The 21,590-nt window shown below is 73.8% G+C and carries 22 protein-coding genes; 11 read left to right on the top strand and 11 right to left on the bottom strand.

Annotation, left to right across the window (positions count from 1 at the left end; translation table 11 throughout):
* Positions 1 to 134: 134 nt before the first annotated feature.
* The gene (locus AB0A74_RS12120; protein ID WP_358248849.1) at positions 135 to 833 is read left to right on the top strand and encodes an SAM-dependent methyltransferase; all 699 of its coding nucleotides are present in this window, start codon (positions 135 to 137) and stop codon (positions 831 to 833) included.
* Positions 827 to 2,920, top strand: coding sequence for an AAA family ATPase (locus tag AB0A74_RS12115; protein ID WP_358248848.1), 2,094 nt, complete (start codon positions 827 to 829; stop codon positions 2,918 to 2,920). The genes AB0A74_RS12120 and AB0A74_RS12115 overlap by 7 nt, the downstream gene beginning before the upstream one ends.
* On the opposite strand, the gene AB0A74_RS12110 is transcribed toward AB0A74_RS12115, so the two are convergent.
* Both AB0A74_RS12110 and AB0A74_RS12105 read right to left on the bottom strand, forming a co-directional pair.
* Positions 2,901 to 4,190 (bottom strand): cytosine permease, encoded by a 1,290-nt coding sequence (locus AB0A74_RS12110; RefSeq protein WP_358248847.1) that lies wholly within the window; start codon positions 4,188 to 4,190, stop codon positions 2,901 to 2,903. The genes AB0A74_RS12115 and AB0A74_RS12110 overlap by 20 nt on opposite strands.
* Positions 4,187 to 5,161 (bottom strand): nucleoside hydrolase, encoded by a 975-nt coding sequence (locus AB0A74_RS12105; RefSeq protein ID WP_358248846.1) that lies wholly within the window; start codon positions 5,159 to 5,161, stop codon positions 4,187 to 4,189. Before AB0A74_RS12105 ends, AB0A74_RS12110 begins: the two co-directional genes overlap by 4 nt.
* Before the next feature lie 960 nt (positions 5,162 to 6,121).
* Between AB0A74_RS12105 and AB0A74_RS12100 the strand changes: the two genes are divergently transcribed.
* Together AB0A74_RS12100 and AB0A74_RS12095 are read left to right on the top strand one after the other, a co-directional pair.
* Entirely contained in the window at positions 6,122 to 6,751 is a 630-nt protein-coding gene (locus AB0A74_RS12100) for a hypothetical protein (protein WP_343933759.1), read from the top strand.
* Between the two features lie 15 nt (positions 6,752 to 6,766).
* Positions 6,767 to 7,399, top strand: coding sequence for an NAD(P)H-binding protein (locus AB0A74_RS12095; RefSeq protein WP_358248845.1), 633 nt, complete (start codon positions 6,767 to 6,769; stop codon positions 7,397 to 7,399).
* On the opposite strand, the gene AB0A74_RS12090 is transcribed toward AB0A74_RS12095, so the two are convergent.
* Positions 7,396 to 8,676, bottom strand: coding sequence for a D-arabinono-1,4-lactone oxidase (locus tag AB0A74_RS12090; RefSeq protein ID WP_358248844.1), 1,281 nt, complete (start codon positions 8,674 to 8,676; stop codon positions 7,396 to 7,398). The two genes, AB0A74_RS12095 and AB0A74_RS12090, sit on opposite strands and share 4 nt — an antisense overlap.
* Positions 8,677 to 8,748: 72 nt before the next feature.
* Between AB0A74_RS12090 and AB0A74_RS12085 the strand changes: the two genes are divergently transcribed.
* Positions 8,749 to 9,936, top strand: a complete 1,188-nt coding sequence (locus AB0A74_RS12085) for an amino acid deaminase/aldolase (protein WP_358248843.1) — start codon at positions 8,749 to 8,751, stop codon at positions 9,934 to 9,936.
* Positions 9,937 to 9,940: 4 nt separating this feature from the next.
* On the opposite strand, the gene AB0A74_RS12080 is transcribed toward AB0A74_RS12085, so the two are convergent.
* Positions 9,941 to 10,555, bottom strand: a complete 615-nt coding sequence (locus AB0A74_RS12080; RefSeq protein WP_343933755.1) for a TetR family transcriptional regulator — start codon at positions 10,553 to 10,555, stop codon at positions 9,941 to 9,943.
* 119 nt (positions 10,556 to 10,674) lie between these two features.
* Here AB0A74_RS12080 and AB0A74_RS12075 point away from each other — a divergent pair, with 119 nt between their 5' ends.
* From AB0A74_RS12075 to AB0A74_RS12065, 3 genes are read left to right on the top strand one after another with little or no spacing between them, the layout of a single operon-like run.
* Positions 10,675 to 11,895 carry a family 1 glycosylhydrolase gene (locus AB0A74_RS12075; RefSeq protein ID WP_358248842.1) on the top strand — a complete coding sequence of 407 codons (1,221 nt, stop codon included), beginning with the start codon at positions 10,675 to 10,677 and terminating at the stop codon, positions 11,893 to 11,895.
* 50 nt (positions 11,896 to 11,945) lie between these two features.
* Positions 11,946 to 13,112, top strand: coding sequence for an MFS transporter (locus AB0A74_RS12070; RefSeq protein WP_358248897.1), 1,167 nt, complete (start codon positions 11,946 to 11,948; stop codon positions 13,110 to 13,112).
* Positions 13,113 to 13,123: 11 nt separating this feature from the next.
* Complete coding sequence (locus AB0A74_RS12065) at positions 13,124 to 13,915, top strand: SDR family NAD(P)-dependent oxidoreductase (RefSeq protein ID WP_358248841.1); 792 nt, start codon at positions 13,124 to 13,126, stop codon at positions 13,913 to 13,915.
* Between the two features lie 255 nt (positions 13,916 to 14,170).
* Here the strand turns inward: AB0A74_RS12065 and AB0A74_RS12060 are convergent, their stop codons facing one another.
* Positions 14,171 to 14,530: a hypothetical protein gene (locus AB0A74_RS12060; RefSeq protein ID WP_121223852.1), complete on the bottom strand. Its 360-nt coding sequence runs from the start codon at positions 14,528 to 14,530 to the stop codon at positions 14,171 to 14,173.
* 13 nt (positions 14,531 to 14,543) lie between these two features.
* Positions 14,544 to 14,864, bottom strand: a complete 321-nt coding sequence (locus AB0A74_RS12055; RefSeq protein ID WP_343933752.1) for a hypothetical protein — start codon at positions 14,862 to 14,864, stop codon at positions 14,544 to 14,546.
* A 276-nt stretch (positions 14,865 to 15,140) separates the two neighbouring features.
* Between AB0A74_RS12055 and AB0A74_RS12050 the strand changes: the two genes are divergently transcribed.
* From AB0A74_RS12050 to AB0A74_RS12040, 3 genes are all read left to right on the top strand, one after another.
* Positions 15,141 to 16,466, top strand: coding sequence for a helix-turn-helix transcriptional regulator (locus AB0A74_RS12050; RefSeq protein ID WP_358248896.1), 1,326 nt, complete (start codon positions 15,141 to 15,143; stop codon positions 16,464 to 16,466).
* 15 nt (positions 16,467 to 16,481) lie between these two features.
* Positions 16,482 to 17,372 carry an aminoglycoside phosphotransferase family protein gene (locus AB0A74_RS12045; protein WP_358248895.1) on the top strand — a complete coding sequence of 297 codons (891 nt, stop codon included), beginning with the start codon at positions 16,482 to 16,484 and terminating at the stop codon, positions 17,370 to 17,372.
* Between the two features lie 93 nt (positions 17,373 to 17,465).
* Positions 17,466 to 17,783: a hypothetical protein gene (locus AB0A74_RS12040; RefSeq protein ID WP_309110056.1), complete on the top strand. Its 318-nt coding sequence runs from the start codon at positions 17,466 to 17,468 to the stop codon at positions 17,781 to 17,783.
* A gap of 73 nt (positions 17,784 to 17,856) precedes the next feature.
* On the opposite strand, the gene AB0A74_RS12035 is transcribed toward AB0A74_RS12040, so the two are convergent.
* The 5 genes from AB0A74_RS12035 to AB0A74_RS12015 are packed head-to-tail and all read right to left on the bottom strand — an operon-like array spanning position 17,857 to position 21,577.
* Complete coding sequence (locus tag AB0A74_RS12035) at positions 17,857 to 18,645, bottom strand: NAD(P)H-binding protein (protein ID WP_358248840.1); 789 nt, start codon at positions 18,643 to 18,645, stop codon at positions 17,857 to 17,859.
* A gap of 51 nt (positions 18,646 to 18,696) precedes the next feature.
* Complete coding sequence (locus AB0A74_RS12030; RefSeq protein ID WP_358248839.1) at positions 18,697 to 19,719, bottom strand: CopD family protein; 1,023 nt, start codon at positions 19,717 to 19,719, stop codon at positions 18,697 to 18,699.
* A complete protein-coding gene (locus AB0A74_RS12025; RefSeq protein WP_358248838.1) occupies positions 19,716 to 20,261 on the bottom strand; it encodes a copper resistance CopC family protein in 546 nt (181 codons plus the stop codon). Before AB0A74_RS12025 ends, AB0A74_RS12030 begins: the two co-directional genes overlap by 4 nt.
* Complete coding sequence (locus AB0A74_RS12020; protein ID WP_358248837.1) at positions 20,258 to 21,010, bottom strand: YcnI family protein; 753 nt, start codon at positions 21,008 to 21,010, stop codon at positions 20,258 to 20,260. Before AB0A74_RS12020 ends, AB0A74_RS12025 begins: the two co-directional genes overlap by 4 nt.
* A 45-nt stretch (positions 21,011 to 21,055) precedes the next feature.
* Complete coding sequence (locus tag AB0A74_RS12015; protein ID WP_358248836.1) at positions 21,056 to 21,577, bottom strand: hypothetical protein; 522 nt, start codon at positions 21,575 to 21,577, stop codon at positions 21,056 to 21,058.
* Positions 21,578 to 21,590: the final 13 nt, after the last annotated feature.

Genomic DNA, 21,590 nt, shown 5'->3' with positions numbered 1-21,590 from the left:
GTTGTGCGGGAGTCCCCCCGCCACCCGTTCCGGCGGTGATCTGCGTCACTCGGATGGCCGCGTCCGTTCGTCGTGCGGTAGCCCGCCGTAGTGATCTTCGTCGCACCGTTTGGCGCTCCCTCTACGGTGGGCCCGTGACACTGGACGAGCCGACCATGGCCGGGGTCCACGACGGTCTCCTCGGCGGGATCGCGAACTACGACCCCGACCGGCGGCTGGTCGAGGAGGTGGCCGCGCGGTCCCCGCTGCCGGTCCGGCTGGAGCGGGAGCACCGGGCGTTCGTCCGCCGGGCGGCGGCGCGGGTGGCGGCGGTCGGCCAGGTGCTGGACCTGGGGTGCGGCGCGCCCCGGGACGACTCGGTGTTCGAGCTGGTGGACTGCCCCGTGGCCTGCGTGGACGTGGACCCGGACGTGGTCGCGCACACGACGCTGGCGGCGGAGGGGCGTGACGACGTCGCCGTCCTGCGAGCGGACGTGCGGGACCCCGAAGTGGTCCTGGGCCTGGTGGACGTCACCCGACCGGTGGGGGTGCTGATGCTGTCGGTGCTGCAGCACCTGCCCGACGCCGACGGACCCGCCGAACTCGTGGCCGACTACTTGGCGCGGCTCGCGCCGGGCAGCGTCCTGGTCCTGAGCCACCCGAGCGCCGACACCGCCCCCGAACTGCACGCCGTGGCGGCGTTGCTGCCCGGCCGCCCGACCCTGCGCACCCGCGCCGAGGTCGCCGCCCTGCTGCCGGCCGGCACGCCGGTCGTCCCGGTCCCGTGCCTGTTCGCCGACGACTCCGGTCCCGGTGACCGGTACCCGTACTACGCGGCGGTGGTGCGGTGCTGAGCGCGCCCGAGCACGACACCTTCCGCAAGCTCATGAAGCAGCTGCGCGAGGAGCAGGGGCGTTCCTTCCGCGCGCTCGCCGAGAGCACCAACTACGACCCGAGCCACCTCGCCGGCGTCGAACGCGGTCGCCGCGCGCCCAAGCTCGACCTCGCCGAGCAGGTGGACCGGGCGCTGGGCGCCGGCGGGCGGTTGATCGCCGCGCTGCGCCGCCGCCCCGCGCAGCTGTCCGCCGTGGTCAGCCCGTTCGTCGGGCGCGCGGACGAGGTGCGCCGCATCCGCGCCGCGCTGGACGGCGAACGGGCCGACGGGTCGCCGCGCGTCGTGGTGGTCGAGGGTCCGCCGGGCGTGGGCAAGTCCAGCCTCGCGCTGCGCGTCGCGCACGACGTGAAGGACCGCTACCCGGACGGCCAGCTCTTCGCCGACCTGCACGGCTTCTCGCCCGCCCAGGCCCCGGCGCACCCGGCGGACGTGCTGGAGGAGTTCCTCACCGCCCTCGGCATGCGCGACGTCCCGGCCGGCCTGTCCGAGCGCGCCACCCTGTTCCGGTCGGTGCTCGACGGCCGCCGGGTGCTGCTCGTCCTGGACAACGCCGCCCGCCTCGACCAGCTCACGCCGCTGCTGCCCGGTTCCGCGACGTGCGCGGTCCTGGTCACCAGCCGCCGCGAGCTGACCGGGCTCGCCGTCCGGACCGGCGTCACCCGCGTCACCGTGCACCCGATGACCGCCGGGGAGTCGGCGGAGCTGGTGGCGAGCGTCACCGGCAGCCGGCCCGACGACGTGCTCGTGCGGCAGTGCGGCGGGTTGCCGCTGGCGCTGCGCATCGCGGGTGAGTGGCTGGCCCGGCACCCCGGCCGCGACCTCGCTGCCCGCCTGGCCGACGAGCGGCGGCGGCTGGACAGCCTGGACACCGGCGACGAGTCCACCGCGCTGCGGGCGGTCATCGGCTGGTCCTACCGCGAGCTGCCCGGCCCGGCGGCGCGGCTGTTCCGGCTGCTCGGCCGGTACCGGGGCGCGCACATCGGCGTGGCCGCGGCGACCGCGCTCGCCGGGACCGACGCGGCGGACCTGCTGGAGGACCTGGCCGCCGGGCACCTGGTCGAGCACGCCGACGGCCGGTACCGGCTGCACGACCTGCTCCGGGCGTACGCGGCGGAGCGGCCCGAACCGGACGAGGTGGAGGCGGCCCGGAGGTTGGCCGAGTGGTACGTCCACACCGCGCGGGCGGCGGGCCGGGTGCTCGCGCCGACCCGGGCCGTCCCGTTCACCCCGCCGAAGGCGGCCGGCATCACCCCGCTGCGGTTCACCGGCTACGAGGAGGCGCTGGCCTGGTGCGACGCCGAGGCGGAGAACTTCGCGCCGGTGATCCGGCTCGCGCACCGGCACGGCCTGTGGGCGCCGGCGTGGCAGTTGGCGGTGGTCCTGTGGGACTGGCTCCAGGTGCGCCGACCGCTGTCGGTGTGGGTGGAGACGCACGAGGCCGCGTTGCGGGCGGCGCGCCGGGCGCTGGACGCGGAGGCCGACGCGTGGGTGTCCACGAACCTCGCGATGGCGTTCAAGGAGCAGCGGTGCTTCGCGGCGAGCCGCGCCCGGCTGGAGTACGCGCTGAAGGTCCGCAGGCGGCGCGGCGACCGGTACGGGCAGGCGTGGACGTTGGCCGGCCTGGTGTTCCTGGCGGTGGAGGAGGGCGACCCGGCGGCGGCGCCGGCGGAGGAGGCGCTGCGGATCTTCGCCGAGGTCGGCGACCGGGAGGGCACGGCCGAGGTGCTGCTCGCCCGCGCCGGGACCGAGGACGAGGCGCGGACCGCGCTGCGGCTGTTCGAGGAGCTGGAGATCCACGACGGCCAGGGGCGGGCGTGGCTGCGGCTGGCGGCGCTGCGCGGCGGTGACCGGGACGCCGTCGAACGGGCGGTGCGGGCGTTCCGGCGCGGCGGGGACCGGCGGGGCGAGGCGGACGCGTTGCTGCGCCTGGCCGACCTGCGGGAGGCGGCCGGCCTGCCCGGCAACCGCGAGCGCGAGGCGGCCTGGGAGCTCTACGACCTGCTCTCCGACCCGCGCGCCGACGAGATCATCCAGCGGATGCGGTGAGCGCCGCGTACAGCCCCGCGGCCAGCGCGAACGCGACCGCCGGGCCGAGCGCGAACCCCGCCGCCGCGCCGAGGACCAGCGCGCCGACCCCGGCCGGGTTGACCCGCCCGTACCGGCCGCGCGGGTCGTCCAGCTCGACGGTCGCGTACCCGGCGCGGCGGTGCAGCAGCAGGTCCGTGGCGAACACCCCGACCCACGCGGCGGCCATCACGCCCAGCGCGGTGAGGAAGGTCTGCCACGGCCCGAGGAAGTCCGGCGCGCCGAACACCACGTACCCGCCGAACGCCACCACCAGCGCCCCGTCGACCAGCACCGTCACCGGTCGCCTGATCCGCACGCCCAGCGCCTGGAGGGTCAGGCCGGACGAGTAGACGCCGAGCGTCCCCGAGGCGACCAGGCTGAGCAGGACCGCGCCGAGGAACGGCAGCAGGAACCACGTCGGCAGGCGGGCGGCGAGCGCGCCGATCGGGTCGACGGCCGCGGCGGCGGCGAGGTCCGGGTCGGCGGTGAGCAGGACGCCCGCGGCCATCAGGACCAGCGGCGGCAGCGCGCCGCCCAGCGCGGTCCACCCGGCGACGGCCCGCGGCGGCGACGTGCGGGGCAGGTACCGGCTGTAGTCCGCGCCGCCGGTCACCCAGCCGAGTCCGGTCGCCGCGGCCACCAGCGCGGCCCCGTGCGCGATGCCGGCCGTGCCGCCGCTCGCCGGGAGGCCGAGGCCGGGCAGCGCGAACGCCAGGTACCCGACCGTGGCCACGCCGAGGGCCACGCTGATCCACCGGTGCACCCGCATGATCACGTCGTAGCCGTACACGCCGAGCACGATCGACAGGCCCGCGACCAGCAGGAACCCGATCACCAGCGCGGGTCCGGGAGCGACGCCGAGGCGGGTCAGGACGGTCCGGGCGGACAGCGCGCCGAGCGTCACCGCGAGGGTCTCCCAGCCGACCAGCGCGAGGTAGTTGGCCACCCCGGGGAGGAGGTTGCCGTGCACGCCGAACGCCGCCCGCGACAGGACCATCGTGGGCGCGCCGCCGCGGGCGCCGGCCACCGCCACCAGGCCCAGCAACGGGTACGACAGCGCCACGCCGAGGACGATCGCGACCAGCGCCTGCCACCACCCCAGGCCGCCGGCGACCACGTAGACGCCGGTGGTGACGCCGTAGACGCTCACGTTGGCCGCGAACCACGGCCAGAACTGGCCGCGCGGGGTGCCCCGGCGGTCGGCCTCGGCGACGACGTCGACACCGGTCCGCTCCACGGTCCACCTCACGCCGAGGATCTTGCCGGACCTCCCACGACCGCGCGCAGCAGCCGGTCCAGCACCACGTCGGTGCGGGCGGCGAGGACCACGTCCACGGGTCGTCTCGGGGGCAGGGTCACGCCGAACCGGATCGCGCGCCGGTCGGTGAGCAGGCGGCCCCGGCAGTGGCCGGTGGTCTCGCAGGTCACCTCCAGGCGTTCGGTGACCAGGGCCAGGTCCGGTTCGAGGGCGATCGCGGCGGCCACCACGTCGTCCAGGCGGCACCGGCGCTCGCCGTCCTCCGAGGTCTGGGTGTGTACGTAGTGGCCCATCCACGCGGTGACCCGCCGGGCGACCGGGCCGGGCGCGGTCTCGACGGCGGTCAGCCAGCGCTCGTCGGCGGTGGCCGGCGCGGTGGCGTCGACTGGGACGACGGTGAGCGGGAACCCGGCGGCCAGCACGTGCTCGGCGGCCTCCGGGTCGTGGAAGGCGTTGGCGTCGGCGAACGGCGTGACGTCGCCGGGGGCGGCGAGGCAACCGCCCATCCACACCACGCGCCGCAGCAGGTCGGGGAGCCGGGGTTCGAGGTCCAGCGCCAGGGCGAGGTTGGTCAGGGGACCGAGTTCGAGCACGGTGAGTCCACCGGGGCGCGCCCGGGCCAGCCGGACCAGCTGCTCGGCGGCCGACCCGTCGACCGGCCGGCGCAGCGGGGGAGGACCGCACCGCCCACCCAGCCCGTCGGGACCGTGCACGACCAGACCGCTCAGCTCGGGCGGCGGGGAGGAGCCGTCCCGCAACCGGTCCGCGCCGACCGCGACCGGGACGTCCCCGCGGCCCGCCAGTTCGAGCACCCGGAGCGCGTTGTGGGCGGCCGGCTCGGCGGGCAGGTTGCCGTGCACGCTGCCGACGGCGACGACGTCGGCTCCCGCGGCGAACAGGTAGAGCAGGGCGAGCGCGTCGTCCAAGCCGGGGTCGGTGTGCACGACGATCGGGGATTCCATGCGGTGGATGGTGATCGGTGGCGAGGTGCCCGTTCACGCGCGCCGAGCGGGTTGACCACATCTGACCACGCCCACGACCTGCCGGTACGGCGGCGGGAGCGGCATAGTCGGGGTCGAGCCGGACCGTCATCATGGGGGTGTTGACGGGTCACCGGCGAGGCGACCGGGGACCTCTCCCACCCGGGTCGCGGCGGTGGTGCCCGGCGGCAGGTCCCGCCGGGCCCGCCGGCCTCAACCGACCGACACCCCGCCCCCTGCCGGCCGCGCCGCCGCCTGCCCCCCGCCGCCCCCGCCGCCCCCGCCAGCCGCCCCGCCCCCGCCGCCTCCCGCCAGCCGCGCCGCCCCCGCCAGCCGCGCCGCCCCCGCCAGCCGCGCCGCCCCCGCCGCGCGCCGGCCGCGAGGGGGTGCGGGTGCGCCGGGTGCGCTGGTTGCGAGCTGCCCGCCAGCCCGGCTCGCGTCCTCCGCGCGGCAGGCGGCCCGCCACCTCGCCCGGCTCCGCCGGCACCCACCCGCAGTGCTCGGATCTCCCGCGGGCCACCGGAACTCCGCCCGCGCCGCCGCTTCCTCCCGCCTTCCCGCCGCCCAGCGCCCGCGGATTTCGTCCTCCCGGTCGCGTGGGCCGACGAGCGGTGGGCGGTCGGTCGGTTTTGATCGGTGAGCGGTCGGTCGGGGGGTGGGGTGTGTGGTGAGCGCCGTCACTTCCGGGGCCGGCGCGTGCGTGGGGTGTGCACGCTGAGCACGTTTTTCGCCTGCTCCGCCCGCTCGACGTCACCCGGACGGCAGCACCGCCGGGCCGAACTCGCGGTCCGGGGTTTCGACCGGTTACCGACCGCTCGACGCCGTCGATCGCAGGGGCCCCGCGAGCCGGGGAACGGCGGGGTGCCCGGGTGGTAGGCCTTATGCAGAGCACGAGTCGAAACGCGGCGGTCCTCCCGCCGTGGTTGCCGAGGAGGCCCTGGCGTGAGCAGCACCCCAGCACGGATCGCGGACACCGGCGACGCACGGGCGCTGTCGGCCACGGCGATCCCGGTTCCCGAACTGCCCGGTGACGCGGCGGACCTCGCCGCGGCGGCGGCGGTGCGCCTCGGCTGGCACGGCGTGGTCCTGCCGGAGATGGTCCTCATGGGCCGCAAGGTCATCGTCGTCGCGGAGCTGCTCGCCGACGCGCACGCCGAGCGCGTGTGCCTGGGCGCCGGCCCGGAGACCGACCGCACCACCGTGTCCACCTGGGTGTGGCCGGAGATGGACGGCCGCGTGCCGCCCGCCGCGGTCCGCATCATCGGCGTCCTCGCGGTGGCCCGCCACTGGCGGACCGCGCTCGCCTCCGCCGTGCCGTTCGCGCGGTTCGGCAACGCGGCGGCCGTGCTGCCGTCGTCGGTGGCGCTGACCCACGACTACCTGTCGAACTGCCTGCCCCGCGTGCGCCGCTACGGCGTCTCGGTCCTGCTGGCGGACGAGGAGTCGGCCCTGTCGGTGGACGTGGCCGGTCGCAACGAGACGGTGCCCGTCGAGGACACCGCCACCACCCGCTGGGTCAACGAGCTGGTCTACGAGCAGGTCCTCGCCACGGTGCCGGACCCGGTCGCCTGATCTAGGTTGGCGGTCATGCGTGTGGTGATCGCGGGTGGGCACGGCAAGATCGCACTGTTGACGACGGAGCTGTTGGCGCGACGCGGGGACGAGGTCGTCTCCCTGGTCCGCAACCCGGACCACTTCCCGGACGTCCGGGACGCCGGCGGCACCCCGGTCCTCTGCGACCTGGAGGCGGCGGACCGGGCCTCGGTCGCCGAACACCTGGAGGGCGCGGACGCGGCCCTCTTCGCCGCGGGCGCGGGTCCCGGCAGCGGGGTCGCCCGCAAGGACACGGTGGACCGGGCGGCCTCGGCGCTGTTCGCGTCGGCCGCCGAACAGGCCGGCGTGACCCGCTTCGTGCAGATCAGCACCACGGGGATCGGCCGCACCACGGGCGACGAGGTCTTCGACGCCTACCTGAAGGCCAAGGGCGAAGCCGAGGACGACCTCAAGGCGCGCCCGCTGGACTGGACGATCCTCCGCCCCGGACGGCTCACCGACGACCCCGGCACCGGCCAGGTCGAACTGGCCGACACCGTGCGCCGCGGCGACGTTCCCCGCGCGGACGTGGCGGCGGTGGTGGTCAAGCTCCTCGACACCCCCTCCACGGCCGGCCGCACCTACGAGCTGGTCTCGGGCTCCACGCCGATCGAGGATGCCCTCTAGGAGCCCAGCACCCGGTCCAGGTAGGAGTTCGTGAACTTCCGGGCCGGGTCGAGGGTGTCCCGCAGGGCCGTGAAATCGGCGAAGTGCGGGTACCGGGCGGTCAGGTCCGGCGCGGTGAGGCTGTGCATCTTGCCCCAGTGCGGACGCCCGCCCACCGCGCCCGCGATCTCCTCGAAGGCGTCGAAGTACCGGCGGTAGGGCATGCCGAGGTACTGGTGCACCGCGATGTACGCCGTGTCCCGGCCGTGGGCGGTGGACAGCCAGATGTCGTCGCCCTGGGCCACGCGGACCTCGATCGGCACGATCACCCCGTGGTCCAGGCGGGCGATCGCCGCGCGGAGTTCCTCCAGCACGTCGTGCAGGGCGGTGCGGGGGATGGCGTATTCCGATTCCACGAACCTGACCCGGCGCGGCGTGACGAAGACGCGGTGGGAGGCGTCGCGGTAGACGCGTTCGGAGATCAGGTTCCCGCACACCCGGTTCAGGCCGCGAGTCGTGCTCGGCAAGGCGCGCGCCACCCGGCACACCAAGCCGAACGCCCCGTTCTCCATGACCTCGTATTCGTAGAACTGGCGCAACCTCGACAAGGGCGCGGCAGGTTCGTCGGTCCGGTTGTTGCGCTTGAGGATCACGTTGTCGCTGTGCGGGAACCAGTGGAACTCCACGTGGTCCTCGACGGCCGTCAGGTGGTCGAACTCCTCCAGCACCCGGTCCAGCCGCTCCGGCGACTCGCGCGCGTGCAGCACGAACGCGGGGACGCAGCGCAGCGTCACCGTGCTGATCACGCCCAGCGCGCCGAGCCCGACGCGGGCCGCGTGGAACAGGTCCGGGCGTTCCGACGCGGAGCAGCGGACGGTCTCACCGGTCGCCAGCACCAGTTCCAGCGCCGTGACCTGCGTGGACAGGCCACCGAGCTGGGCGCCCGTGCCGTGCGTGCCGGTCGAGATGGCGCCGGCGACGGTCTGGGCGTCGATGTCGCCGAGGTTCGCCAGGGCCAGGCCGAGGCGGTCCAGCAGGGCGTTCAACTGCCGGAGCGTGGTGCCGGCGCGCACCGTGACGAGCGGGCCGGACATCTCCGTGATGCCCGTGTACCGGTCGAGGTCCAGCGCGACGGCGGGCGCGGCGGCGATGTCGGTGAACGAGTGGCCGCTGCCGCGGGGCCGGATCGCGTGGGCGCCCGCGACCACCTCGGCCAGCTCCTCGGCCGTGGCCGGGTGCTCGACGCGGTGCGGGTTGGCCGTCGCCGTGCGCGCCCAGTTCGTCCACGGGGTACCCAACGCCCACCTCCGGTGTGACCTGTTGCACGCACCGTAGGTGAAAAGCTTTCACCTTTCAAGTACGGTGAGCGCATGCAGCCACGCAGCCGCCTCGACGCCGCGACCAAAGCGCTCGACGCGCCCTTCGCGATCGTCGACCTGGACGCGTTCGACCACAACGCGGCCGACCTCGTCCGCCGGGCCGGCGGCAAGCCGGTGCGCGTGGCGAGCAAGTCCGTGCGGGTCCGCTGGTTGCTCGAACGAGTGCTCGCCCGCCCGGGATACGCCGGGGTGATGTGCTACTCGCTGGCCGAAGCCCTCTGGCTGTCCGGGCACGACCTGTCCGAGGACCTGCTCGTCGCCTACCCGACCGCCGACCACGGCGCGCTGCGCCGGCTCGCCGCGGACGACAAGGCCCGCGCGCGGACCACGATCATGGTGGACTCCGCGCAGCACCTGGACCTGGTCGAGGACGCCCTGGGCGGGAACCACCCGCCGATCCGGGTCTGCCTCGAACTCGACGTCTCCTGGCGACCGCTGCCGGGCCTGCACGTCGGCCCCCGCCGCTCACCCGTCCACTCCGCGCGGGACGCCGGCGCGCTCGCCGCCACCATCGCCCGGAGACCCGGGTTTTCGCTCGTCGGGGTGATGGCCTACGAGGGGCAGATCGCCGGACTGGGTGACTCCCCGCTCGGGAAGCCGGTGCGCGGCGCCGTGGTCCGGTGGATGCAGGGGAAGTCGGCTGCCGAACTGGTCGAGCGGCGGGTCGAGGCCGTCGCGGCCATCCGGCGGGTCGCGGACCTGGAGTTCGTCAACGGCGGCGGCACCGGCAGCCTGGAGATCACCGGCGCCGACCCGTCGGTGACCGAGCTGGCCGCCGGGTCGGGGCTGATCGGCCCGACCCTGTTCGACGGCTACCGCGCGTTCCGGCCCCGGCCCGCGGCGCTGTTCGCGCTCCCGGTCGTGCGGCGACCGGGCCCGGGCGTGGCGACCGTGTTCGCGGGCGGCTACCTCGCGTCCGGCACCGCCACGGCCGACCGGCTGCCCAGCCCGTACCTGCCGGTCGGTCTGAGGCTGACCCCGCTGGAGGGCGCGGGCGAGGTCCAGACGCCGGTCGTCGGCCGGGCCGCGGACGCCCTCGCGCTGGGCGACCGCGTGTGGTTCCGGCACGCCAAGGCCGGCGAGCTGGCCGAGCGGTTCACCCACTACCACGTGGTGCAGGGGGACGCGGTCGTGCGCGCCGCGCCCACCTACCGCGGCGAAGGTCAGTCCTTCGGGTGAACTCCTAGCCGGGGAGCCTTGTCGACAGGTAGCCCCGGACCAGCGCCTTCGCCTCGTCCAGGATCGCCTGGTCGCCCGCCGGGTCCGTCCGGAACGCCAGGTTCAGCACGCCGTCCGCCGCCTGCACGGCGATCGAGATCGGCAGTTGCAGCTTGTCCAGCGGGATGTCGAACTTGGTGGAGATCATCTCGGCGATCCGGTCGGAGATGACCGTGTTGTTGTCCCGCCGGTCGTCCAACAGCCGCATGTCGACCACGTCGCCGAAGTGCAGCTTGCTGAACGCGGGCACCTCGCGGTGCATGGACACGTAGACGTCGAAGATGGTGTCCACGGCGTCCCACCAGTGGTCGAGCGTCTTGGACGTGAACCGGCCGTCCACCGTGCTGATGAACTTCTCCAGGTTGCGCAGCGTCAGCGCCTGCACCACCGCGCGCTTGTCGGGGAAGAACTGGTAGAGCGACCCGACGGCCACCCCGGCGCGTTCGGCGATGAGTGTCGTTGTCACCCCGTCGTAGCCGACCTCCTCGATGAGCGAGGCACAGGCTTCGAGCATCCGCTCGACGCGCTTGGCGCTGCGCTGTTGCACCGGCTGGCGGCGCAACGGGGTCGTACTCGTCACGGCGACTCCTGCTGGGTGGGTTGCGGGTCTCCATAGTGCCCGGTCCGGGACGGGAGTACTTCCCGTTGGGGGCCAACACGCCTACGATCCGAATCAGTTTCACGTTCTGGGAGGCTCGCGTGACCTTGCCCGACGGGTTCCTCTGGGGTGTGTCGACGTCCGCGTTCCAAATCGAGGGGGCGTTCGGCGAGGACGGCCGCGTCCCGTCGGTGTGGGACGACTTCCCCGCGTTCGAGGGGCAGCACGCCGCTGTCGCGTGCGACCACTACCACCGCTACCGCGAGGACGTCGCCCTCGTGCGCGAGCTGGGCGTAGGCGCCTACCGGTTCTCCGTCGCGTGGCCCCGCCTGGCCGACCTCGGCTTCTACGACCGGCTGGTCGACCTTTTGCTGGACAACGGCATCGCGCCGGTCGCCACGCTCTACCACTGGGACACGCCGAAGCACGTCGAGGACGCCGGCGGCTGGCTCGCCCGCGACACCGCGTTCCGCTTCGCCGAGTACGCCGAAGCCGTCGCCGCGCGGCTGGCCGACCGGGTCGCGCTGTGGATCCCGATCAACGAACCGGCCATCCTCACCCTCCTGGGCCACGCCGTCGGGCAGCACGCGCCGGGCAAGGCGCTGCTCTACGACGCGCTGCCCGCCGCCCACCACCTCAACCTCGCGCACGGGCTCGCCGTCCAGGCCCTCCGGGCGTCCGGCGCGCGAGCGGTCGGCACCGCGAACAACCACACGCCCGCGTGGCCCGCGACCCCCGACGACGTCGAGGCCGCGCACGCCTACTCCACGCTGCACAACTGGCTGTTCACCGACCCGCTGCTGGCGGGCACGTACCCGGCGGAGCTGGCCGACCGCCTGCCGGTCCGGGACGGCGACCTGGCGATCACCGCCCAGCCGCTCGACTTCTACGGCGTCAACTACTACAACCCGACCCGGCTGCGCGGTCCGGGCGAGGGCAACCCGCTGCCGTTCGAGCTGGTCGACATCGACGAGTACCCGAAGACGGCGTTCGACTGGCCGGTCGTGCCGAGCGGGTTGGGCGAGGTGGTGGCCGCGCTGCGCGACCGGCACCCGAACCTGCCGCCGGTCTACGTCACCGAGAGCGGGTGCAGCTTCGGCGAGGACGTCGAGGACGCCGACCGGATCGCCTACCTCGACGGGCACATCACGGCCGCGCTGGCAGCCGGTGTGCGCGGGTACTTCGTGTGGTCCCTGATGGACAACTTCGAGTGGGACTCCGGGTACTCGCAGCGCTTCGGGCTGGTGCACGTCGACTACGAGACCCAGAAGCGCACGCCGCGCGCCTCCTTCGCCTGGTACCGGGATCGGATCCGGCGGTGACCGCGCTCGACCCGTGGGCCGAGCCGGTCACCCCGGTCCGGCGGTCGTGGATGGGGTGGCTGTTCCTGGCCAACCTCGGGTTGTGGCTCGGGATCTACGCGCCGATCCAGGTGCTGCTGCCGCAACAGGCCGAACTGCTCGCGGGGACGTCCAAGGAGGCGGTGTTCGGGCTGGTCACCGGCGTGGGCGCGGCGGTGGCGCTGGTCGCGAACCCGGTGATCGGGCTGTCCTCGGACCGGACCACCTCGCGGTTCGGGCGGCGGCACCCGTGGACGCTGGGCGGCGCGCTGGTCGGCGCGCTCGGACTCGTGGTGCTGGCGTCGGCGTCTTCGGTCGGCGTGGTGGTCGTCGGGTGGTGCCTCGTGCAGGCCGGGTTGAACGGGATGCTCGCCGCGCTGACGTCGGCCGTGCCGGACCGGGTGCCGGTGCGGCAGCGGGCGAAGGTCGGCGGGCTGGTCGGGACGAGCCAGATGCTGGGGACCGTGCTGGGCGCGGTCCTCGTGACCGCCGTCGTGTCGGGGTTGGTAGCCGGGTACCTGGCCTGCGCGGTCGTGGTCGTCGCGGGCGCCGTGCTGTTCGTCGTGCTGACGCCGGACGCGCGGATCGCCGTCCGGCCGGAGCTGCGGTGGCGCGAGCTGTGGGTGTCGCCGCGCCGGCACCCGGACTTCGCGTGGGCGTGGAGCGCGCACTTCATGATCAACCTGGGCAACGCGTTCGGGACGCTGTACCTGCTCTACTTCCTGGGCGACGTCGTGCGCCACCCGTCGCCCGAGGACGGGCTGCTGGTGCTGATGTTGTTGTACGGCTTGGCTTTGACGCTCGGCGCGTTCGCCGTCGGCGTCTGGTCGGACCGGAGTGGACGGCGCAAGGCGTGGGTGTACGGGTCGGCGTTCGTGATGGCGTTGGCGGCGCTGCTGCTGGCGGTGTGGCCGACGTGGACCGCAGCGCTGGTGGCCGCGCCGCTGCTCGGCGTCGGGTTCGGCGGGTACTGGGCGGTGGCGCTCGCGATGCTGACCCAGGTGCTGCCCGCCGCCGCCGACCGCGCCAAGGACCTGGGCGTGGTGAACATCGCGAACTCGTTGCCGCAGGTGGTCGCGCCCTTGTTGACGACGTTCGTGCTGGCGTCGCTGGGCGGGTACCGCGGGCTGTTCGCGGTGTCGGCGTCGGCGACCCTGCTCGCGGCGGTGTTGGTGACCCGCGTCCGCGCGGTGTCCTGAGAGGAGTTCGAGTGCGTTTGACAGGGCGGACCGTCGTGGTGACGGGGGCGTCGCAGGGCATCGGCGCGGCGACCGCGCTGACGCTGGCGCGGCGTGGTTCGGTTGTCGTGCTGGTGGCCCGCAGCGCCGAAGCGCTCGAATCCGTCGTTCAGCGGATCGGGGCGTTCGGCGGCCGTGCGGTCGCGGTGCCCACCGACCTCGCGGACGTCGACGCGATCGACACGCTGGCCGAACGGGTGGTGGGCGAGTTCGGCGCGCCGGACGTGCTGGTGAACAACGCGGGCGCGGGCCGGTGGCTGTTCCTGGACGACACCCCGGCGGCCGAACTCGACGCCATGACGGCCCTGCCGTTCGCCGCCGCCCTGCACGTGACCAGGAGTTTCCTGCCGGCCATGCGGGCACGGGGCGTGGGGCGGATCGTGAACGTGAACTCGCCGGTGTCCCGCCTGCCCATCCCGGGCGCGACGGGGTACGCGGCCGCGCGGTACGCCCTGCGCGGCCTGACCGCGGCGCTGCGCCAGGACCTGCGGGGGACCGGGATCGGGGTCAGCGAGGTCGTGCCGGGGAAGGTGAGCAGCGAGTACTTCCGCAACAACCCCGGTGCGGAGGAACGCATCCCGGCCGTCGCGCGGCTGATCCCGACTGTGCCGCCGGAGCGGGTGGCGGAGGAGATCGCGCGGGCGGTGGAACGGGAGCGGTCCGAGGTCGTGTTCCCCTGGCAGCTCAAGGCGTTCGACGTGACCGGCCGCCTGCTCCCCGGCCTCACGGCGTACCTCACCTGGCGCACCGGCACCCACCGCTGACCCGCGCCGCACGTGGGAACGGCCTGGCGTTGTCCGCGCGGGAGGGTCGGACAACGCCAGGCCGGCGTGGTGCCCGCGGACCGGTGCCGGTCGGGGAGGGTGGGTGCACAGCACCGGCCCGCGGATGTCTGTTGAGTTGTTAGCCGGCCGGCGGTCCGTTCGTCGCGGTCGGGGGTTCGCACGTCCCGGACCGCCGGCCAGTAGGCGGGTGCTCGACCGTGTCGCGTCGGGGGAACGACAGGTCGGGGCCGCCCGTTAGTGGGCTCGGAGCACCGCGCGTCGGGTCCGGGTGACAGGAGGGGTCACCGGGGCCGAGCGCAGGTGTCGAGCCGGGCGCGGGGCGAGTCCGCCCGCGACCAGGTGTTCGTACGCGGCGCGCCACACCGAGCAAGGGCTCTTCTGCTGCCGCCAACGACCGGAGCACTCGGGGCAGTTGCCCTTCTCGTCCGGTTCGTGCGCGGCGAGCAGCGCCCGCCACCCCTCGGTCAGCCGAGGGAGCTCGGACCGGGCCACCGACAGGAGGGACGGGGCGTCGGCCTCGTTGGCCAGCTCCGTGAGCAGGTCCAACCGCTCCCACACCGCGTTGCGAAGAACTTGTCCGAGGATCTCGTCCACCGAAACGTCACCGTCACCTTTCCGCCTGCTCGGCGGCCTCGCGTAGCGCAGCCCTGAGCTGTACGAGCTGGTCGGCCGACAGCACCGCGGTCTCACCCGGCGGACCGACCAGGACCACGCGGCCCTGGTCGACCAGCACGGTGAGGCAGCGCTCCCGGTCCACCACGTCGCTGCAGCGGATGCGCCACCAGCGGCGTTGCCCGGTCGAGCCGCGCCATCCGGAGTCGAGGTCGGTCGACTCCCGGACAGTCGGAGAAGACGGAGAAGGGGCCGTGGCGACGGCGCGCGCTGCCGACCCACCCGTGGTGGTCACCGCCCGCTCGATCAGGTCCACTGCCGGTTTCCTCTCCGTGTTCGCTCGCTTACCGAGACTCAGATTGCGATGATTCAACCCGGATCGGGACGTCACAGCGCTAGCCGGTGGCCGTTCCACGGTAAGCGGTCATCGGAGTTCGGCAGGGCCGATCAGCCTCGCCGATCAGCACTTCCTGCAGTTGGGGGAGTGCCCCTACTCTGCCGTTGACGCCCAAAGGACTGTGAGGGGGCGCAATTGAACACCATCGGTTCGCAAGGCTCTCCTGTTACACCCGACGTGTGGGACCAGCAGGAGATGCGGGACGCGCTGGCGAAGCGGGAGATCAGCTCGGTCTACCGGCTGCTCCGGCGGCACGGCGTGTCCCAGCGCCAGATCGCGGCGCTCACGGGCCAGTCGCAGTCCGAAGTGTCGGAGATCCTCAAGGGACGCCAGGTCATGGCCTACGACGTCCTGGCCCGGATCGCCGCCGGCTTGGGTGTCCCCAGGGGATACATGGGCCTCGCCTACGACGAGGCCACGGCAGTGCGGGTGGCCGCGACCGCGGAGGCACCCCAGTCTGAGGAGGACGAGTCGGTGAAGCGAAGGAAGTTCCTCGCGCACGCCGCCGCCATCACCGTCGGCGCGGCCGTGTTCGGTACGGACTCCGGGTCTTGGGCCTCGTCGCCCGCGCAGACGCCGGCTCCCGGCCGGATCGGCATGACCGACGTCCGACAGGTGGAAGCGGCCACCCGAGCGCTCCGCACGCTGGACTACCAGTACGGCGGCGGCTCGTGCCGCGACGCCGTGGTCGCGCAGTTGTCCTGGGGACAGCAGATGCTCGGCGCCAACGCGACCGACCTGGTCAAGGAACGGCTCTACGTCGCCCTCGCCGACCTGCACAACCTGGCCGGCTGGACCTCGTTCGACACCGGCCTCTACGACTCCGCGCGCAACCACTTCGGCCAGGCCCTCGGGCTCGCCAAGCAGGGCCGCAAGGAGGAGCTGGTCGCGAACATCCTGTACCGGATGGGCCGCGTCTACCTGCACCAGGACGCGCCGGACGACGCGTTGAAGGTGTTCCAGCTCGGCCAGCTGGCCGCGCAGAACTCCGGTTCCGAGCTGGCCGTGGGCATCCTGTGCGCCAACGAGGCCTGGGCCTACGCGAAGATGGGCTCCGACGACCAGGCGCTCAAGCTGCTCGGCCGGGCGCGCGACGAGTTCGCCCGCGCCAACCTGCACGAGGCGCCCGCGTGGGCGAAGTTCTTCGACGCCAACGACCTGTCCGCGATGATCGGCACGGTGCACACCGAGCTGGCGCAGACGGTGGACGCCCGCAAGTACACCCGCACAGCGATACCGGCGCTGACGAAGGCCATAAACGGTTACGGCGAGGACATGAGCCGCAGCCGCTCGTTCAACCTGACGTCGCTGTCGATCAACCACCTGCTCGAAGGCGACATCGACCACGGCGCGAAGGTCGGCCGCCAGGCCATCGACCTGTCCGAGGGCCTGAAGTCGGTGCGCACCAAGGACCGCATGCGCCCGCTCCAGCTGGAGGCCGAGAAGCGCAGCAACAACGCCGACGCGCGCGAGTTGGCCGACCGCCTGGCCAAGTTCACCGGCAACGACAGCGCGGCCTGACCCGGGGAGTCTCGCCTGGACGGCAGGTTCACCCCCGCCGCGCTCACCGGAGTGCTGGAGCGGCTGTGCGCCCAGCTCGGGCTGACGCACCGGTCGGCGCGCCTGGTGAAGTTCACCTCGAACGCGGTGTTCGACCTCCCCGCCGACCGGGTCGTGGTCCGGATCGTCGGGTCGATGGCGTTGCGGCACCGGGCGGAGAAGGTGGTGCGGGTCGCGCGGTGGCTCAAGGCCCACGACGTGCCCGCGGTGCGGCTGGTGGAGCAGTTCCCGCAACCGCTGGCCGTGGGCGACCACCTCGCCACGATCTGGCACACCGTGCGTTCCGACGGCCCGCCCGTGGACGGCCGTGACCTGGGCCGGTTGCTGCGCCTCGTGCACGCCCTGCCGCCCCCGGACTTCCCGCTGCCCCGCTGGTCGCCGCTGGACGACGTGCGCCGGCGCATCGCCGACGCCGAGGAGCTGTCCGCGCCCGACCGGTCGTTCCTGGAGGAGCGGGTCGCGCTGCTGGAGGACCGCCTCGACGGGCTGCGGACCGTGCTGCCGGAGGGCGTCCTGCACGGCGACGCGCACCTGGGCAACCTCATCCCCAGCCCCGACGGGCCGGTGATCTGCGACTTCGACTCGACCAGCGTGGGGCCGCGCGAGTGGGACCTGAGCACCCTCCCGGTGGGCGTGGCCCGGTTCGGCCACCCGGACCGCTGGTACCGGCAGCTCGCCCGGGAGTACCGGTTCGACGTGACCCGGTGGGCCGGGTTCGCGGTGTTGCGGGACGTGCGGGAGCTGAAGCTGACCACCAGCGTGCTGCCGATCCTGCGCAGCCACCCGGACGTGCGGGCCGAGCTGAGGCGGCGCCTCGCGGCCCTGCGCGCGGGCGATACCACGACCCCGTGGACGCCTTACCGCTGAAACCGCGGGCGCGGGGGAACGAACCGGTAACGCTCGGGCCGGTTTTTCCGAATCACGCATCGACGGGGATGCGGGACGTGCGGTGAGGTGCGCGTGATCGGACGGCTGGTGGGTGCACGGCTGGGCGCCTTGGGTGGCGCGCGGCGGTGGAAGGGCAAGCGCGCCCTGGAGGCCGCGCGGATGCTCGACGAGGTCGTGGACACCCAGTTGCCGCTGTTGGCGTCCTTCGACGAGGAGCGCCGGCGCCGGTCGGCCGACTACCTCGCCGAACTGGTGAAACTCGCCCAGGACTACCGCTACTACGCCCACGGCTGGATCGACGCCCGCGAGCTGGACCGCCGCGGCCACGCCGCCATGGCGACCCTGAGCAAGCTCCGCGAGGACCCCACGGCCCGACTGATCACCGACTAGACCGTTCGGTGCAGCTCACCGCACCGAACGGTCCACTCACCGACGAGCCGCGTGGCGAAGCCGGCCCGTCACCTCATGTCGTCCACGCCCGAGCCGCGTAGGTGGCGAAGTCGATGGCCGCCCGCCCGGTCACCCTGGGCACGTCCTCGGTCGGCTCGGTGTCCTTGAGCTGGGCGAACGCCTCGATCTCCGCCTCCGTCCGCTCCCTGGGCATGCCGATGGAGTCCTGTTGCGCCCGGTACTCCTCCGCCGTGCCGAGGAACCGCACCGGCCGCCCGGCCGCCTCGCCGATCAGCGCCAACGCCTCCGTGAAGCTCAACGCGCGCGGCCCGGTCACCTCGTAGGTGCGCCCGGCGTGCCCCTCCTCGGTCAACGCCACCGCCGCCACGGCCGCGATGTCGTCCGCGTCGACGAACCCCTGCCGGACGTCCCCCACCGGCACGGCCAGCGCCCCGGCCTCGATCGCGGGCCGGAAGAACCCCTCGTCGAAGTTCTGGTCGAACCAGTCGGCCCGCACGACCGTCCACTCCGCACCCGACGCCCGCACGGTGGCCTCGGCCCCGAGCAGCCGCTCGTCCCCCATCTCCTCGATGCCCCGGCTGGACAGCAGCACGACCCGCCGCACCCCGCGCGCCACGGCCTCGTGCACGAACTCCGGGTCGATCGGCAGCTCGTGCGGCGCCATCAGGTACATCGCGCGGGCACCGGTCAACGCCGGCGCCCACGTGTCCCGCTCGCCCCAGTCGAACCGCACCCGACCGCCCCGTGCCGCGGCCCGCACGGCGAGCCCACGCGCTTCCAGTTCCCGCACGACCCGCTTGCCGGTCGTGCCGGTGGCTCCCAACACCAAGATCTCGTCCATGCGGTCGAGTAGACCACCGGGGTACGACAATCCGGGGCGACCGGCCGTGGCCTAGGCGACCGGTGCGCGGGACAGGACGACGGCCAGGCCGAAGGCGATGCCCATGATCGTCACCTCGACGGTGGCCCAGCCGACGATCGCGGTCGTCTTGTGCTGCGCGATGTGCGGCAGCAGGCGCCACCGGATGTTCGCGCCCAGCAACGCGAGGAGCACCGCGCACACGACCTTTCCCAGCAGCACCAAGCCGTAGGACGTCGTGAACAGCGAACCCGGCAGGCCGACCACCGGGTTGAGGACCAGTTCCAGCAGGCCGTTGAACAGGCCGGTCACCGACACCAGCACCAGGCTGATCGTGGCCAGCTTGGAGAACTTCGGCAGCGCCTCCGCCAGCAGCCCCCGGCGGTGGGCGACGAGCACCACCAGGGCCGCCAGGCCGCCGGTCCACGCCGCCGCGCCCAGCACGTGCAGCTCCATCGAGATCATGGAGTAGTCGTGGTACTTCCAGTTCGACGCGTGCCCCGTCACCGGCAGCGGGAGCAGGCCGAACATCGAGATCAGGATGCGCAGCTCCGCCGGCACGGACTCGCCGCGCCGCGCCGCCATGACCCCGACCACCACGTACGCCAACGCGCACACGGCGCTGAACAGCAACCCCTGCCCGGCGCCGACCCGTTGCACGTAATCGACCACGGAACCCATGGTCACGGTGACGTCCGGACGCGTCTCGTACGCCCGGATCACGATCGACAGCAACGCCGTGAACGCCCACACCGCCGCCGCGACCACCGCCGCCGGCCGCGCGACGCGCAGCACCGGCTCGGTCACCGCGGGTCGGTCGAAGCCGAGCAGCTTGGGCAGCAGCGACAGGCCGACGACGATCGTGGCGGCCAGGTCCAGCACCGTCCTGACCAGCGGGTGCGCGAACCGGACCACCGCCCCGGGTTCGGCCACGCCCACCGCTTCCGGCGTGTTCGACAGGCCCAGGCCCAGGAACACGCCGACGGCCCCGCCCGCGAGCAGGCCGCCGACGATCCAGGACCGGGACGTCGGGGTGGTGGTCCGGTTCACGGTCATCGCCTGGCGCCCGTCCCGCCGCGCAACGCGAAGTACACGCCGCCGCCCAGCAGCACCACGGCGCCGACGACCCACACCCAGATCGGCACGCCGCCGTCACCCGAGCCGGAGCCCTCGGACGGGGCCGCCGCGGTGGACCTGGGCGCCGGGGTGCCGTCGCCGGCGGTGGTGAGCGTGAACTTCAGCGACCCCGTGACGGGGTGGCCGTCGGCGGACAGGACCCGGTAGCCCACCTTGTACTCGGCCGCGGGGCCGAGCGGGCGGACCTTGAAGACCACCGAGTTGTTCTTCACCGTCGGCTCTTCCGCGGCTTCCCAGTGGGACTCGTCCGGGCCGATGACCGTGATGGTGTTGAACTTCTCGCCCGCCTGGACCGGCTGGTCGAAGGTCAGGGTGATCTCCGCCGGCCCGGCCGCCAGGGCCTCGCCGTCCTTGGGGTTGCTGCTGACCAGCACGTTGTGCGCCGACGCGGTGCCGGACGTGGTCAGCGCCAGGCCGCCCGCGAGCAGGCCGGCCAGCAGCAGGGAGAGCGCGCGCCTCATGCCGAAGGAGTACCCGTCGAACGGCGGGACCGCAGCACGGCGCCGATGCCGATGCCCAACCCGAGCGCGCCGACCGCGAGGCCCGCGCCGCCCAACCAGCGGGCGGTCCTGTCCGAGGACGGCGCGGCGGCCGGCGGTTCCTGCGCGGACGCGGTGACGGCGCTGCCGTGCGCGTCGCCGCCGGACTTCTTCACCAGCTTGAGCACCGGGGCCGGCTTCTCCGGCTCCGCGGCGCCCTCGGCGGGCGGCGGCGCGTTCCAGTCCACGACCTCGCCGTTGTCGTAGGTCTGCTTGGTGGGCAGGAGCAGTTGCTCGGTGTTGTCCGGCAGCGGCCCGATGGACAGGTCGAACTCGTTGAACTGGCCCGGCTCGATGCGCACGCCCGGCTCAGCGGTCCACACCACCGTGCGGACGGCCTCGGTGACCTCGCGGCCGTGGCTCTTGACCGGGGTGTCGAGCTTGGCCTTGACCGCCTCGACCTTCCAGCCCGGCGTGGGCTTGGTGCTGACCGACGCCAGCGGGTACTCGGCGGGCAGGGTCAGTTCGAGCTTGACCGTGCCGTTGTTGGGCCGCTCGTTCGGGACCCGCAGGGTGACCTTGGTGTAGCCGCCCTGCACGGCGTCCTTCGGGGTGGACGCGGTGACGTGCGCGGACGCGAGGCCCGCGGTGCCCGCGAGGGCGAAAGCGGCGGCGGCCAGCACGGCGCCGCCCTTGGCGAGCGTGCGCACGCCAAAGCGATTTGTCGACATGAAGGTATGGCTCCTGGTGCCAGAGGGATGTGGGTGTCCGGGGGATCAGGAGCGCGACGGGGGACCGCGACGGCCGTGCACGCGTCTGAGCAGCACCGACATCCACACGTCCGGGACGGGGGCCATCCGGACGGGTGCCCTCGGCGCGGCCACGGGCACGAACGACCACAGCACCGGCAGCAGCCGCGACACCGCCCACACCAGGGCGTCCAGCACGGCGTCCGCGCGGACCAGCAGCAGACCGGTCAGCAGCGCGGCGACCACGTGGGCCGCCGTCATGGCGACCGGGCCGAAGCCCAGCCCGGCGCCGACGTCCTCGTGGTGCCCCAGGTTGAGCAGCGTGTGCTGCGCCAGCTGGGCGACGCCGAGGGTCGGCAGGAGCGTCCACGGCCCGCGCCCGCGCACCGCCGTGCTCGCCAGCGCGATGAGCACGGTGAGAGGCAGGGCGGGGGCGAACTCGGTGACCTCGCCGCCCGCGGCGCCGTGCGCGGCGACGCTGAGTGCCGCCGACGTGACGGCCAGCAACACGGCCCGCGCGAGGCGGGTCGGTGCCGGACGTCTGGTCATGCACAGAGCGTAG

Origin of the sequence: Saccharothrix sp. NPDC042600, assembly GCF_040647305.1 — a bacterium.
Lineage (GTDB): Bacteria > Actinomycetota > Actinomycetes > Mycobacteriales > Pseudonocardiaceae > Actinosynnema > Actinosynnema mutabilis.
The sequence above is the reverse complement of the archived record's forward strand: the minus strand, read 5'-3'. Positions and strand labels throughout refer to the sequence as shown.

Excerpts from the sequence above, each read along its gene's own strand:
- AB0A74_RS12095 (WP_358248845.1), top strand. The coding sequence starts at position 6,767 with ATGCGTGTGGTGATCGCGGGTGGGCACGGCAAGATCGCACTGTTGACG.
- AB0A74_RS12085 (WP_358248843.1), top strand. The coding sequence starts at position 8,749 with ATGCAGCCACGCAGCCGCCTCGACGCCGCGACCAAAGCGCTCGACGCG.
- AB0A74_RS12105 (WP_358248846.1), bottom strand. The coding sequence starts at position 5,161 with ATGGAATCCCCGATCGTCGTGCACACCGACCCCGGCTTGGACGACGCG.
- AB0A74_RS12025 (WP_358248838.1), bottom strand. The coding sequence starts at position 20,261 with ATGAGGCGCGCGCTCTCCCTGCTGCTGGCCGGCCTGCTCGCGGGCGGC.
- AB0A74_RS12035 (WP_358248840.1), bottom strand. The coding sequence starts at position 18,645 with ATGGACGAGATCTTGGTGTTGGGAGCCACCGGCACGACCGGCAAGCGG.
- AB0A74_RS12030 (WP_358248839.1), bottom strand. The coding sequence starts at position 19,719 with ATGACCGTGAACCGGACCACCACCCCGACGTCCCGGTCCTGGATCGTC.
- AB0A74_RS12015 (WP_358248836.1), bottom strand. The coding sequence starts at position 21,577 with ATGACCAGACGTCCGGCACCGACCCGCCTCGCGCGGGCCGTGTTGCTG.
- AB0A74_RS12020 (WP_358248837.1), bottom strand. The coding sequence starts at position 21,010 with ATGTCGACAAATCGCTTTGGCGTGCGCACGCTCGCCAAGGGCGGCGCC.
- AB0A74_RS12050 (WP_358248896.1), top strand. The coding sequence starts at position 15,141 with ATGCGGGACGCGCTGGCGAAGCGGGAGATCAGCTCGGTCTACCGGCTG.
- AB0A74_RS12070 (WP_358248897.1), top strand. The coding sequence starts at position 11,946 with ATGGGGTGGCTGTTCCTGGCCAACCTCGGGTTGTGGCTCGGGATCTAC.